13 protein-coding genes, 2 tRNA genes and 1 rRNA gene are annotated in these 13,602 nt (G+C 58.1%); 12 read left to right on the top strand and 4 right to left on the bottom strand.

Translation table 11 applies throughout. The features are described from left to right. Positions 1-2: 2 nt before the first annotated feature. From rrf to FJU30_RS22140, 3 genes are all read left to right on the top strand, one after another. A 5S ribosomal RNA gene (rrf, locus tag FJU30_RS22150) occupies positions 3-118 on the top strand. A 50-nt stretch (positions 119-168) separates the two neighbouring features. After that, a tRNA-Asp gene (locus FJU30_RS22145) sits at positions 169-245 on the top strand. 8 nt (positions 246-253) lie between these two features. Next, a tRNA-Trp gene (locus FJU30_RS22140) sits at positions 254-329 on the top strand. Positions 330-584: 255 nt separating this feature from the next. Here FJU30_RS22140 and hdfR read toward each other — a convergent pair. Beyond that, positions 585-1,412 carry an HTH-type transcriptional regulator HdfR gene (gene hdfR / locus FJU30_RS22135; RefSeq protein WP_150437144.1) on the bottom strand — a complete coding sequence of 276 codons (828 nt, stop codon included), beginning with the start codon at positions 1,410-1,412 and terminating at the stop codon, positions 585-587. Positions 1,413-1,532: 120 nt separating this feature from the next. On the opposite strand from hdfR, the gene FJU30_RS22130 reads away from it, so the two are divergent. Continuing rightward, positions 1,533-1,871 carry a DUF413 domain-containing protein gene (locus tag FJU30_RS22130; RefSeq protein WP_150437143.1) on the top strand — a complete coding sequence of 113 codons (339 nt, stop codon included), beginning with the start codon at positions 1,533-1,535 and terminating at the stop codon, positions 1,869-1,871. 71 nt (positions 1,872-1,942) lie between these two features. Here the strand turns inward: FJU30_RS22130 and FJU30_RS22125 are convergent, their stop codons facing one another. Further along, positions 1,943-2,359 carry a nuclear transport factor 2 family protein gene (locus tag FJU30_RS22125; protein WP_191091669.1) on the bottom strand — a complete coding sequence of 139 codons (417 nt, stop codon included), beginning with the start codon at positions 2,357-2,359 and terminating at the stop codon, positions 1,943-1,945. A gap of 128 nt (positions 2,360-2,487) precedes the next feature. Here FJU30_RS22125 and FJU30_RS22120 point away from each other — a divergent pair, with 128 nt between their 5' ends. Further along, positions 2,488-3,249 (top strand): AraC family transcriptional regulator, encoded by a 762-nt coding sequence (locus FJU30_RS22120; protein WP_150437141.1) that lies wholly within the window; start codon positions 2,488-2,490, stop codon positions 3,247-3,249. A 33-nt stretch (positions 3,250-3,282) separates the two neighbouring features. Here FJU30_RS22120 and FJU30_RS22115 read toward each other — a convergent pair whose 3' ends face one another. Next, complete coding sequence (locus FJU30_RS22115; protein ID WP_150437140.1) at positions 3,283-4,803, bottom strand: YifB family Mg chelatase-like AAA ATPase; 1,521 nt, start codon at positions 4,801-4,803, stop codon at positions 3,283-3,285. Positions 4,804-5,218: 415 nt separating this feature from the next. On the opposite strand from FJU30_RS22115, the gene FJU30_RS22110 reads away from it, so the two are divergent. The 7 genes from FJU30_RS22110 to FJU30_RS22080 all read left to right on the top strand — a co-directional run bounded on the left by FJU30_RS22110 (position 5,219) and on the right by FJU30_RS22080 (position 12,583). Next, entirely contained in the window at positions 5,219-5,317 is a 99-nt protein-coding gene (locus FJU30_RS22110; protein WP_150437139.1) for an IlvGEDA operon leader peptide, read from the top strand. 139 nt (positions 5,318-5,456) lie between these two features. Beyond that, positions 5,457-7,103 carry an acetolactate synthase 2 catalytic subunit gene (ilvG, locus tag FJU30_RS22105; protein ID WP_150437138.1) on the top strand — a complete coding sequence of 549 codons (1,647 nt, stop codon included), beginning with the start codon at positions 5,457-5,459 and terminating at the stop codon, positions 7,101-7,103. Beyond that, positions 7,100-7,357 (top strand): acetolactate synthase 2 small subunit, encoded by a 258-nt coding sequence (gene ilvM / locus FJU30_RS22100; RefSeq protein WP_150437137.1) that lies wholly within the window; start codon positions 7,100-7,102, stop codon positions 7,355-7,357. Before ilvG ends, ilvM begins: the two co-directional genes overlap by 4 nt. Before the next feature lie 23 nt (positions 7,358-7,380). Beyond that, positions 7,381-8,307, top strand: coding sequence for a branched-chain amino acid transaminase (locus tag FJU30_RS22095; RefSeq protein ID WP_150437136.1), 927 nt, complete (start codon positions 7,381-7,383; stop codon positions 8,305-8,307). 73 nt (positions 8,308-8,380) lie between these two features. Next, a complete protein-coding gene (ilvD, locus tag FJU30_RS22090; protein WP_150437135.1) occupies positions 8,381-10,231 on the top strand; it encodes a dihydroxy-acid dehydratase in 1,851 nt (616 codons plus the stop codon). 5 nt (positions 10,232-10,236) lie between these two features. Further along, positions 10,237-11,781 (top strand): threonine ammonia-lyase, biosynthetic, encoded by a 1,545-nt coding sequence (gene ilvA, locus FJU30_RS22085; RefSeq protein WP_150437134.1) that lies wholly within the window; start codon positions 10,237-10,239, stop codon positions 11,779-11,781. A 73-nt stretch (positions 11,782-11,854) separates the two neighbouring features. Then, positions 11,855-12,583, top strand: a complete 729-nt coding sequence (locus FJU30_RS22080) for a DUF2461 domain-containing protein (protein WP_150437133.1) — start codon at positions 11,855-11,857, stop codon at positions 12,581-12,583. Positions 12,584-12,600: 17 nt separating this feature from the next. On the opposite strand, the gene ilvY is transcribed toward FJU30_RS22080, so the two are convergent. Beyond that, positions 12,601-13,488, bottom strand: a complete 888-nt coding sequence (ilvY, locus tag FJU30_RS22075; protein ID WP_150437132.1) for an HTH-type transcriptional activator IlvY — start codon at positions 13,486-13,488, stop codon at positions 12,601-12,603. Positions 13,489-13,602: the final 114 nt, after the last annotated feature.

The raw sequence follows: 13,602 nt of genomic DNA, 5'->3' as shown, positions 1-13,602 counted from the left end.
TGCCTGGCGGCGACAGCGCGGTGGTCCCACCTGACCCCATGCCGAACTCAGAAGTGAAACGCCGCAGCGCCGATGGTAGTGTGGGGCCTCCCCATGCGAGAGTAGGGCACTGCCAGGCATCAAATAACGCGTCTTTGGCGAAAAGCCGGAGAGCGAAAAGAAATCGGTGGAGCGGTAGTTCAGTTGGTTAGAATACCTGCCTGTCACGCAGGGGGTCGCGGGTTCGAGTCCCGTCCGTTCCGCCACCCTATTTAGGGGCGTAGTTCAATTGGTAGAGCACCGGTCTCCAAAACCGGGTGTTGGGAGTTCGAGTCTCTCCGCCCCTGCCAGACAAAAACCTTTCGCTTTGCGGCGAGAGGTTTTTTTTCGTTCTCAATTCGTCAGCAAGACCACCTTAGCCTTCCCGGGATTTTTTGCCATTAGCCAGCCGTACGGGAAATACCGCGTGCGTTTGTTCCTGCGTCGGCTGGCGATAAGCGATCCTCATCGCGGAATATGAACGCCGGCCTGAAACCGTTCTGAGCTTATTATGGCGAACGGGAGGGGACTGCCCTTTCCTGCGGGTAAACAAAGGGCTGAGGGCGTTAAATGCGCGTTTCAATCGGTGTTTTGAGCAATTGCTTAACCAGCGCATGCTGATCGCTGCCTTGCAGCCAGACGCCGTAAAAGGGACGCACGACGGCGGGTATCTCATTCAATAGCCTGATCTCCGGGTATTCCTGTTGCCAGTGGCTGGGCAAAAATGCACAGCCGCCCGTAGTAGCCAGAAGCTGACGCGTCAGATGCGCCGAAGTGGTGGTAAGTACGGGAACCTGATCGCTCGCCAGCAGGCGGCTCTCCTGTTGATGAAAGTCCGCGCCCCATTCCAGCCGGATGTAGGGTAAATCCTGATCTTGCTGACTGTGGCTATCCGCAAACAGCGACAGGGAGAAATTGCCGATCTGCTGACTATCCAGCTCATCCATTTTAGGCGGTTCGGTGGTGATCAATAGATCGAGCTGTCGTTCATGTAGTTGTTTTATCAGTGAATGACGCGGCGCGATGCGCGCTTCAAGCTGCAGCAGCGGACGGAGCTGATACAGGCTTTTTAGCCAGGGCGTCAGCCACGCCTCCCATAACGAGGCGGTCGCGCCGATGGAAAGCTGGGTGTGTTGCTGCGAGCGGGCAACCTCTTTCCTGGCCAATTGCCAGGTGCCGATCAAGCTTTCAGCATAGGGCAGCAGTCGCTCTCCGGCAGGCGTCAGCCGGATATTATTACGATGGCGAGTGAACAAATTGGCGCCAAGCTGGTTCTCTAACTGGCGGATGCGAAAACTCACTGCTGACTGCGTCAGATAAAGGGATTCGGCGGCACGACCAAAGTGACGAGTCCTGCTGACCTCTAAAAAGGTTTTCAGTAATTCGGTGTCCACACCCATCTCCAAAAAAATTTTGTCGTGATGATTTAAATGTTTTGTTTTACAGAATGTCAAGCCTAACTAATACTCCGCGCCATATACAGCACGGCCATTAGAGAATTAGGAGCGTGTAACATGGCAGAGAGCTTCTCTACGACTAATCGTTTTTTTGACAATAAATTCTATCCGCGCGGTTTTTCGCGGCATGGCGACTTTACCATTAAAGAGGCGCAACTGCTGGAACGCTATGGCTACGCCTTCAATGAACTGGATCTCGGCAAGCGTGAGCCGGTTACGGAGGATGAGAAACAGTTTGTTGCTGTCTGCCGCGGTGAACGTCTGCCGGTAACGGATATGGAGAGGATATGGTCGAAATATATTGATCGTATTCGCCGCCCCAAACGCTTCCATACCTTATCCGGCGGTAAACCGCAGATGGATGTGGTGGAAGAATACACGGAAAGTGATGATTAAGCAGAACGGGGCCGTTGGCCCCGTTTTCTATTGCGGCGTCAGTGCGCTGGTCACGGTTTACCCACGGTGAATTAGTGGCATGAAGCCAACTGATGATCCTGTTCTGTTCCCAGAGCAACACTGCTCATCTCTTCGACCGCGCAGATTTTCTCCGCCTGAAAGGTAAACCACGCAATAACCCGGATATTAATCTGTTCACCGCTATTTTTCGTCGCCGCTACGTCATGAATACTCACCGCGCTGTCGCCGTTGCCGGTAAACCGATGAATGACTGCCTGCCCGGAATGCAGGATGCTCTTCAACTGACGCGCATGCTGCAAAAATGCCTGCCGATCCAGCGTAATGCCGTTTACCCACTGCTGATAGTCGGGGGTAATGTAGTTCAGCAACGTTTCGGCCGCTACGTCAGGGTTGAGTAATGCGGCGAGGATCAGTTCGATGATGTTTTTTTTCTGCTGCAGGTTCAACTCAATAGGCTGGTTTGTCATGGACGTTATTCCTCTCTGGTGATCAGCAACGCGCAGCATAGCGTGATGCTGCCGGGTAAAGTACGGTATTTACGCCAATGAATAATGTTAAACGGCCATTTTCCGGAACGCCTTTCAGGAGAGATGCTATGTGCGATACATCCGTTGCCGCTTCCGTCAGCGAGGTTCTCTATGCCCGGCGTTTTACCGGAGATACGGTGCGGATTACTTCCAGACATTGCCATACTCAGGGGCAACTGCTCGGGGCATGGAGTGGCCTGTTATCGGTGGATAGCGATGCGTCGCGTTGGGTGGTGCCGTCGACGCACGTGGTGTGGCTGCCGCCGAAGGTGGCGCACGGGCTGCGCTCGCACGGCCCTTTTACCGGCTGGAGTCTGTATGTGGAGCCGGAGTGGTGCGATCGCTTGCCACAGATCCCCTGCGCTCTGCAAAACAGCGGACTGTTGCGTGAGCTGGTTCTGCGTATCTTAGCGTGGACTGGCGAGGAGCAGAAGGCGATCGGGTATCGGCTATGCCTCGTTTTGCTGGACGAGATCCGCTTGCTGAAAGCGGATCTGCTCGGCGTGGCGCTACCGCAGGAACCTCGTTTGCTGCGGATAGCTCAGCGACTGCTTGTCTGCCCGGAAGATAACCAACCAATCGCGATCTGGGCGGCGGCATGTGATATGTCATTACGTACTTTCTCGCGTCGTTTCGCGCGGGAAACCGGTGTGACCTTCGGCCAGTGGCGTCGGCAGATACGTCTGCTCTGCGCGCTGGAAAAACTGGCGGCCGGTGCGTCAGTCAAGCATGTGGCGCTGTCGCTGGGGTATGACAACGTCAGCGCCTTTATCTCGCTGTTTCACCGTACTCTGGGGGTAACGCCGGCCCGTTATTTTTCGTCGTACTGAGCTCGTTTTGCCGCGGATCGTCGCGGCGGATATTCACTGTTCCTGATACAGCTGGCGCAACAGGCGGTCCATACTGCGGTAGCCCAGCGCCTCTGATAAATGATCGTGTTGGATGTCGGCCGCCGCCGCGAGATCGGCAATGGTGCGAGCTACCTTCAGCACACGGTGCCAGGCGCGGACGGACAGACCCAGTTTGCCCATCACCTCTTCCAGCCAGCGGGCATCTTCAGGCGCGAGGAGGCAGTACGCGGCGACTTCCTGATTGTTCAGCAACGCATTCACTTTACCGCTGCGTTGCTGCTGATGCTCCCTGGCGGCGCAGACCCGCGCCCGGACGGCGGCGCTGCTTTCACCCCGGGCTTGCTGATAGCGCAGCGTCCCCGGCGGCAGCAACGGGACCTCAATGGACAGATCGAAGCGGTCGAGGAACGGACCGGACAGCCGGCTGAGGTAGCGTAAAATCTGGCTCACCGTCGCGCGGTTGTGAACCCCCTGATGATAGCCCGACGGGCTGGGGTTCATCGCGGCCACCAGTTGGATGCGCGCCGGGAAGCGAACCTTGGCCCGCGCCCGCGAGATGACGATTTCGCCGGATTCGAGCGGCTCGCGCAGGGCGTCCAGCACCCGGCGTTCAAACTCCGGCAGCTCATCCAGGAACAATACGCCGTTATGCGCCAGGGATATTTCGCCGGGTTTCGGCAGGGCACCGCCGCCGACCAGCGCCGCCAGCGAGGCGCTGTGATGCGGCGCGCGGAAAGGGCGTATGCGCCATTCGGTCGGCGCCGTATCGATATTCACTAAGCTGGCGATGGCGGCGCTTTCCAGCGCTTCGTCGTCGCTGAGCGGCGGCAGAAGGCCGCTTAACCGGCTGGCCAGCATGGTTTTTCCGGTGCCGGGCGGACCGATTAGCAGCAGGTTGTGGCCTCCGGCTGCGGCGATCTCCAGCGCTCGACGGGCCTGCTCCTGACCCGACACGTCGGCCAGGTCGGGACCGACTGCGGCGACGCAGGCCGGCGGCGAGTTCGGACTGGCGGGCAGCGTACCTTCGCCCTGCAAAAACGCGCAGACCTGCAGCAGGTGTTCCGCCAGCCAGACGTCCTGTTGCGCCAGCAGCGCCATTTCCTGCCGGTTGGCGGCCGGCAGGACCGGCTGACGACCGGCTTTTAGCGCTTCCCGCGCCGCCGGAATCGCGCCGTTGACGGCCCTTAGTCCGCCAGCCAGCCCCAGTTCGCCGAAAAATTCATAGCGGGTTAGGGTCGCGCCGTTGATCTGCTCCGATGCGGCCAGAATCGCCAGCGCGATGGGTAAATCGTAGCGGCTTCCCTCTTTGGGAAGATCGGCCGGAGCCAGGTTGACGGTAATCCGGCGGGCCGGAAAGGCAAAGCCGCAATTAATCAGGGCGCTGCGCACCCGGTCGCGCGCTTCTTTCACCGTGGTTTCCGGCAGTCCCACCAGGTTAAAAGCCGGCAGCCCGTTGCTGATATGAACTTCAATAGATACGCCGGGAGCCTGAACGCCGATGCTCGCGCGGGTAAAACTGACGGCCAGTGTCATATTTCCTCCCTTTTCCCGCGCAGCATGACGCATTTCCGGGGCGGGCAGGAGTGAGGGTGGCGGTAATTGCGAAGCGCGCCGTGAATTATTTTTTATACTTATGGTTGAAATTCTGTGCGGATGGGATTAGCGTGCGGCAGCGGCCGGGTGGATGACGGATGACGCATCATAATGGAAGTAGTACGGCATGCCTGAGTATGACTGGGGTGGCTCGTCAGCAGTGATCGCAAATCCCATGGATAGCACTTTTTATGCCGGGTGATGGTGAATGGAAAACGCATTGATTTATTGAAGAATTATTTTATTTTTGTGCGTGTGCGCCGGATAATAACTTAAAAAAAGTATTGTCATTCACGGTGTGACTATGGTAACTCTGTAGGCATCATTCGATTACTGATTAACGAACTGCCGATTTATGAAAGCGCTCGCCCTTGTGATTCGCCTGGTCCTAATTAACGTGGTGGTGATTATTATCCCACCGTGCGGGGCTGCACTTGGACGAAGAATGGCTTAAAAATCGAGCCGAATTCAAGAAAACCCCCGCACCGCAAGGTCGGGGGTTTTTTATTGGTTAAAGCAATAACGCGAGGAAGCATTAAAATGCACAACAGAGAACAATGTTGTTATTCCCGTAAGACGTCGGGGAAATAACTATGAATGGTGCGCAGTGGGTGGTGAAAACGTTGAAGGCACACGGAGTGGATACCGTTTTTGGCTACCCGGGGGGGGCCATCATGCCGGTGTACGATGCTCTCTATGACGGCGGCGTGGAACACCTGTTGTGCCGCCACGAACAGGGCGCGGCGATGGCGGCGATCGGATATGCCCGCGCCACCGGTAAAACGGGGGTTTGTATCGCCACTTCCGGTCCGGGCGCGACCAATTTAATCACCGGTCTGGCCGACGCGATGATGGACTCTGTCCCGGTCGTCGCGATTACCGGCCAGGTCGGCTCCTCGCTGATCGGAACGGATGCTTTTCAGGAGATCGATGTGCTGGGATTATCGCTGGCCTGCACCAAACACAGCTTTCTGGTGGATTCGCTGGAAGCGCTGCCGGAGGTCATGGCGGAAGCCTTTGCGATAGCTCGCAGCGGACGGCCCGGTCCGGTCCTGATCGATATCCCGAAAGATATTCAACTGGCCAGTGGCGATTTGTCCCCGCACCTGATTCCTGTCGAAGAAACCCTGGATTATCCGGAAAAAGAGCTGCGTCAGGCGGCCGTAATGCTGGCGCAGGCGAAGAAACCGATGCTGTACGTCGGCGGCGGCGCAGGCATGGCGCAGGCGGTGCCTGCGCTGCGCGAGTTTATCGCTGTCACCCGGATTCCGTCGGTTGTCACGCTGAAGGGGCTGGGCGCCGTTGATAGCCACGAGGATGGTTATCTGGGCATGCTGGGGATGCACGGCACTAAAGCGGCCAACCTGTCCGTTCAACAGTGCGACCTGCTGATCGCCGTCGGCGCGCGTTTCGATGACCGCGTCACCGGCAAGCTGAATACTTTCGCGCCGCACGCTCAGGTTATCCATATGGATATCGACCCGGCCGAGCTGAGCAAGTTGCGCCAGGCGAATGTGGCGCTGCGCGGCGATTTGAACCGGCTGCTGCCCGCGCTGCAGCAGCCGCTGAATATCGGCGACTGGCGCCGGGAAGTCGCGGCGCTGAAAGCGGAATATCCGTGGCGTTATGATCATCCGGGCGAAGCGATCTACGCGCCGGCGCTGCTGAAACAAATTTCCGATCGCAAAGGCGATAATGCCGTCGTCACCACCGACGTCGGCCAGCATCAAATGTGGACCGCCCAACATATGTCGTTCACCCGGCCGGAGAACTTCATCACGTCCAGCGGCCTGGGCACCATGGGGTTCGGCGTGCCGGCCGCAGTTGGCGCTCAGGTTGCGCGCCCCAACGATACGGTTATTTGTATCTCCGGCGACGGTTCGTTCATGATGAATATCCAGGAGCTGGGCACGATAAAACGAAAACGGTTGCCGCTGAAAATCGTCCTGCTGGATAACCAACGGTTAGGCATGGTACGTCAGTGGCAACAACTGTTTTTTGATGGCCGATATAGCGAAACAAACCTCTCCGATAACCCCGATTTTTTAACGCTGGCACGCGCATTCGATATCCCCGGTCAGCACATCTCGCGTAAAGACCAGATTGACTCCGCACTGGACGCCCTGTTTAACAGCGAAGGGCCTTATCTGCTGCATGTCTCTATCAACGAAAATGAGAATGTCTGGCCGCTGGTGCCGCCCGGCGCCGGTAATGAAACTATGCTGGAGAACTTATCATGATCCACCACCATCTTTCGATCCAGGCCCGCTTTCGGCCGGAGACGCTGGAACGCGTATTACGCGTAGCGCGCCACCGTGGTTTCCAGGTATGCGCGATGAATATGGCGCAGACGGCTAATGGCGATCGCGTTAATATAGAACTCACTGTAGCCAGCCAGCGTCCGGTGGATCTACTGTCGGTTCAGCTAAGTAAATTGCTGGATGTTGCCGGTGTTGAAATCCAGCAACTCGCATCACAACAAACAGGTGCCTGAGGCACGAAGAAGGAAACAACAGAATGACAAAAAAAGCTGATTTTATCTGGTTTAACGGGGAGATGGTTCCGTGGGCCGAGGCCAAAGTTCACGTAATGTCGCATGCGCTGCATTACGGTACTTCCGTGTTTGAAGGCGTTCGTTGCTATGATTCCCATAAAGGCCCGGTGGTGTTCCGTCACCGTGAGCACATGCAGCGCCTGAGCGATTCCGCCAAGATCTACCGCATGCCGCTGACGCAAAGCGTTGATGAATTGATGGAAGCCTGCCGCGCCACATTGCGTAAGAACAAACTTTCCAGCGCGTATATTCGTCCGCTGGTGTTTGTCGGCGACGTTGGCATGGGCGTTAATCCGCCGGACGGCTATAAAACCGATGTCATTATCGCCGCCTTCCCGTGGGGCGCCTATCTGGGCGAAGACGCGCTGGATCAGGGTATCGACGCCATGGTTTCTTCCTGGCATCGCGCGGCGGCCAATACTATTCCTACCGCGGCCAAAGCCGGCGGCAACTACCTGTCTTCTCTGCTGGTCGGCAGCGAAGCGCGCCGCCATGGCTACCAGGAAGGAATTGCGCTGGACGTCCACGGTTATGTTTCTGAAGGGGCCGGCGAAAATCTGTTTGAAGTGAAAGACGGCATTATCTTTACTCCGCCGTTCACTTCTTCGGCTCTGCCGGGCATCACCCGTGACGCGATCATCAAGCTGGCGAAAGCTCAGGGCTTTGAAATCCGTGAACAGGTGCTGTCGCGCGAATCGCTGTATCTGGCCGACGAAGTGTTTATGTCCGGCACCGCCGCTGAAATTACCCCGGTTCGCAGCGTTGACGGCATTCAGGTCGGCATCGGCAAATGTGGTCCGGTCACCAAACAGCTGCAGAAGTCCTTCTTTGGCCTGTTCACCGGCGAAACAGAAGATAAATGGGGTTGGCTGGATCCGGTCAACCCCTGATAAATCAAGACAGACCTTAGCAGAAGGTTAATTTGGCCTTCTGCCATTAAGTTTAAACTGGAGTAACAAGAGCATGCCTAAGTACCGTTCTGCCACAACCACACATGGCCGCAACATGGCCGGTGCCCGAGCGCTGTGGCGCGCCACCGGGATGACCGATGCCGATTTCGGCAAACCGATTATCGCCGTGGTCAACTCGTTCACTCAATTCGTTCCCGGCCACGTACATCTGCGCGATCTGGGAAAACTGGTTGCTGAGCAAATAGAAGCCTCCGGTGGTGTTGCCAAAGAGTTCAACACCATTGCGGTCGATGACGGTATCGCCATGGGCCATGGCGGCATGCTTTACTCCCTGCCTTCGCGCGAATTGATTGCCGACTCGGTGGAATACATGGTGAACGCGCACTGCGCCGATGCCATGGTGTGTATTTCCAACTGCGACAAAATCACTCCGGGGATGATGATGGCTTCACTGCGCCTCAACATTCCGGTGATCTTTGTTTCCGGCGGGCCGATGGAGGCCGGGAAAACGAAGTTGTCCGATCAGATCATCAAACTGGATCTGGTGGACGCGATGGTGCAGGGCGCGAATCCGAACGTCAGCGACGCCGACAGCGAGCAAATCGAACGCTCCGCCTGCCCGACCTGCGGTTCCTGTTCCGGTATGTTTACCGCTAACTCGATGAACTGCCTGACCGAAGCGCTGGGCCTGTCACAGCCGGGCAACGGTTCTCTGCTGGCCACCCACGCCGATCGTAAACAGCTGTTCCTCAACGCCGGCAAACGTATCGTCGAGCTGGCCAAACGCTACTATGAGCAGGACGACGAACGCGTGTTGCCGCGCAGCATCGCCAGTAAGGCGGCGTTTGAGAATGCCATGACGCTGGATATCGCCATGGGCGGTTCGACGAATACCGTACTGCATCTGCTGGCCTCGGCGCAGGAAGGCGAGATCGATTTCACGATGGAAGACATCGATCGCCTGTCGCGCCGCGTACCGCACCTGTGCAAAGTGGCGCCGAGCACCCAGAAGTACCATATGGAAGATGTGCACCGCGCGGGCGGGGTTATCGCCATCCTCGGCGAGCTGGACCGCGCCGGTCTGCTGAACCGCGAGGTATACAACGTACTGGGCAAAACCCTGCCGGAAACGCTGGCCGAATATGATGTGATGCAGACCAGCAACGAACAGGTTAAAGCGATGTACTCCGCCGGCCCGGCAGGTATCCGCACCACGCAGGCGTTTTCGCAGGACTGCCGCTGGGATTCGCTGGACACCGACCGTAAAGAGGGCTGCATTCGTTCACGCGAATACGCCTACAGTCAGGATGGCGGTCTGGCCGTACTGTACGGCAACCTGGCCGAGGATGGCTGTATCGTGAAAACGGCCGGCGTCGATAAAGGCAGCCTGGTGTTCCGCGGGCCGGCTAAAGTGTATGAAAGCCAGGATGCGGCGGTAGAAGCGATCCTCGGCGGTAAAGTGGTTGCCGGCGACGTCGTGGTGATCCGCTACGAAGGACCGAAAGGCGGTCCGGGCATGCAGGAAATGCTCTATCCCACCAGCTTCCTGAAATCGATGGGGTTAGGCAAAGCCTGCGCCCTGATTACCGACGGCCGTTTCTCCGGCGGGACGTCGGGCCTGTCCATCGGCCATGCGTCGCCAGAGGCGGCGAGCGGCGGCATCATCGGTCTGGTTGAAGACGGCGACATGATCGCTATCGATATCCCGGGCCGTAGTATTGCGCTGGACGTCAGCGATGATGAGCTAAACCGTCGTCGTGACGTTGAACTGGCGCGCGGCGACCTGGCCTGGACGCCACATGGTCGTGAACGTCAGGTTTCTTTCGCGCTGCGCGCCTATGCCAGCCTGGCGACCAGCGCCGATAAGGGTGCGGTGCGCGATAAAAGTAAGCTTGGAGGCTAACTCTCATGGCAGTATCCCAACCACTCCCCGCCGAACCTTGCGGCGCGGAGTATTTGCGGGCGATCTTGCGTGCGCCGGTTTATGAAGCGGCACAGGTCACGCCGCTGCAAAAGATGGACAAGCTGTCGTCGCGGCTGAATAACGTGATTTTGGTGAAGCGCGAAGACCGTCAGTCGGTGCACAGTTTTAAACTGCGCGGCGCGTACGCCATGATGGCCAGTCTGAATGAAGAGCAGCGCGCGCACGGCGTGGTGACGGCATCGGCCGGCAACCACGCGCAGGGCGTGGCGTATTCTTCTCGCCAACTGGGGATCAAATCGCTGATCGTGATGCCGATCGCCACGGCGGATATTAAAGTGGACGCGGTGCGAGGTTTCGGCGGCGAGGTTTTGCTGCATGGCGCCAATTTCGATGAGGCGAAGGCGAAGGCTATCGAACTGGCGCAGGAAAAACACCTGACGTTCATTCCGCCGTTCGATCACCCGATGGTGATCGCCGGGCAGGGGACGCTGGCGATGGAATTGTTGCAGCAGGATGCTCACCTGGATCGGATTTTCGTGCCGGTCGGCGGCGGCGGTCTGGCCTCCGGCGTGGCGGTGCTGATTAAACAGCTGATGCCGCAGATTCAGGTGATCGGCGTGGAAGCGGAAGATTCCGCCTGCCTGCGCGCGGCGCTGGATGCCGGTCACCCGGTCGATCTGGCGCGCGTGGGGCTGTTTGCCGAAGGCGTGGCGGTAAAACGCGTCGGCGACGAAACCTTTCGTCTGTGCCGCGAATATCTGGACGACGTCATTACGGTCGACAGCGACGCGATCTGCGCGGCGGTCAAAGATATCTTTGAAGACGTGCGGGCGATTGCCGAACCGTCCGGCGCGCTGGCGCTGGCCGGGATGAAAAAATATATCCAGCAGCACCAGATTCAGGGCGAGCGGCTGGCGCATGTACTGTCCGGCGCCAACGTGAATTTCCATGGCTTACGCTACGTTTCGGAACGTTGTGAGCTGGGAGAACAGCGCGAAGCGCTGCTGGCGGTCACGATTCCCGAACGTAAAGGCAGCTTCCTGAAGTTTTGCCATCTGCTGGGCGGACGTTTTGTCACCGAGTTCAACTACCGTTATGCCGATGCGGACAACGCCTGCATTTTCGTCGGCGTGCGTCTGACGCGCGGTCATGCGGAACGCGACGAAATCCTTGCCGAGCTGACGGCGGGCGGTTATCAGGTGGCGGACCTGTCCGATGATGAAATGGCTAAGCTGCACGTGCGCTATATGGTCGGCGGGCGTCCGTCTCATCATCTGCAGGAGCGGCTGTACAGCTTTGAATTCCCGGAGTCGCCGGGGGCGTTGCTCAAGTTTCTGAATACGCTGGGCACGCACTGGAATATTTCCCTGTTCCATTATCGCAGCCACGGCAATGATTTCGGTCGCGTGCTGGCCGCCTTTGAGCTGGCGGAGCGCGAGCCGGAGTTTGAGCATCATCTGCAGGCGCTGGGCTATGAGTGCCACGATGAGACGAATAACCCGTCCTTCCGCTTCTTCCTGGCGGGTTGACGGCTGTGGACGGCGCGCCATGCGCGCGCCGGTCCGGCGGTGAGTGCGGCGGCGGTATAACCGGATGACTGACATGAGCGAACAATTTAACGGGTTTTCTCAGCGGGGCTTGACCTTTCTGCAGCAGGTGCGGCAGGAGAACAGCAAGGAGTGGTTCGAGGCGCATCGCGATGTCTATGATGACGCGTTGCTGACGCCGTTTCGCGCGCTGGTGGCGTCGCTCGGCCTGTCGATGCTGCAAATCGACGACCAGTTTGAAATCCGGCCCGCCGTCGGCAAGACGTTATCCCGCCTGCATCGCGACACTCGCTTTTCACGGGATAAATCACGTTACCGCAGTCAAATGTGGTTGACGTTTAAACGTCCACGCAAAGGCTGGACGGATGCGCCGAGCTATTTCTTCGAAATCGGACCGGACTTCTGGCGCTACGGGCTCGGTTATTACAGCGCGTCGCGCAATACCATGGCGCTGTTCCGTGAGACGCTGCGCGACAACCCGCGCTCGTTTCTGCGGGTGGCGGACTGTCTGGTCGGCATCTTTACGCTGGAGGGCGAGAGCTATAAGCGTCCTTTGATCCGGGAGCAGGATGCGCGGCTGGCAAGCTGGTATAACCGCAAATCCTTTGCCGCCATCGCGACCAGCCAACAGATGGAAACGTTATTCAGCGCCAGACTGATCGATGTTCTGAGCCAGGGGTTTACTCAACTGGAGCCGCTTTATCGCTATCTGATGAAGATTGAGGCGATGAAACGGGTTAATCAGGCGCCCGGAGACGGCGAGCCGTTCTCTTTGCCGCGCTGAGCCTATGCCGGCGCGGCTTAAGGCGCCTGCAGCGTTTGCCAGAAAGCGGCGATAAGCGGTTCGCTCAGTCGTTTTTTCTGTACGCAAACGCCCAGTTCGAGCGGCTCCATTGCGTTTGCGGCGAAAACCGAGACGCGGTTGCGCACCGGCTCGGGGCTGTTTTCCAGCACCACGTCCGGGATTAGCGCGATACCGCAGCCCAGCGCGACCATGGACACCATCGCTTCGTGGCCCGATACGGTGGCGTAAATCAGCGGATTGGCGATGCGATGGCGGCGGAACCAGAGTTCGATGCGCTTACGCACCGGCCCGTGTTCCGGCAGGATAAACGGAATCTGCGCCCAGTCCGGGCTGGATTGCCGGATCTGCGCCTGAGCCGGGCAGGGAAGCGCCGGCATGATGAGCGACAGCGGAATTTTTTCAATCGGCATGAAGCTGACGCTGCCGGGCAGGGTTTCCGGGTGACCGGCAATGCCCAGATCGGCGCTGTTGGATTGAACTTTGTCCACCGCGTCGGCAGCGTCGCCGGTCGTCAGTTTAATTTCGACCAGCGGCTGGTCGGCCCGGAAGCGGTCCAGAATCGGCGGCAGGTGGCTATAGGCGGCGGTCACCGAACAGAACAGGCGCAGTTCGCCGCTCAGCGACGGACCGTGCTGGCCGAGCGAGTGGCGCAGCTGGCGGTACTGCAGCAGCGTTTGCTGTGCAAAAGTTATTACCTGCTGACCCGCCTCCGTCAACTGGACGGTGCGGTTGTCGCGCAGGAACAGTATTTGCCCGATATCCTCTTCCAGCCGTTGGATCTGGCGGGAAAGGGTTGACGGGCTGATATGCATCGCTTTGGCCGTGCGGCCAAAATGGCGGCTTTCCGCCAGATGCAGAAACAGTCTGAGATCTCGTAAATTCATGCGACATTCGCCTCGCGTTGACCTTGCAGATCTTGCAATATTACGTTGTTAATATATCAATTTAAGCAATACGATTCCTGTCATATGATAGGTTCATACGGTTGTGCTCGCGAA

The sequence above is a fragment of the Affinibrenneria salicis genome, assembly GCF_008710095.1.
Note: the sequence above shows the minus strand (reverse complement) of the source record. Positions and strands in the feature narration are given on the sequence as shown.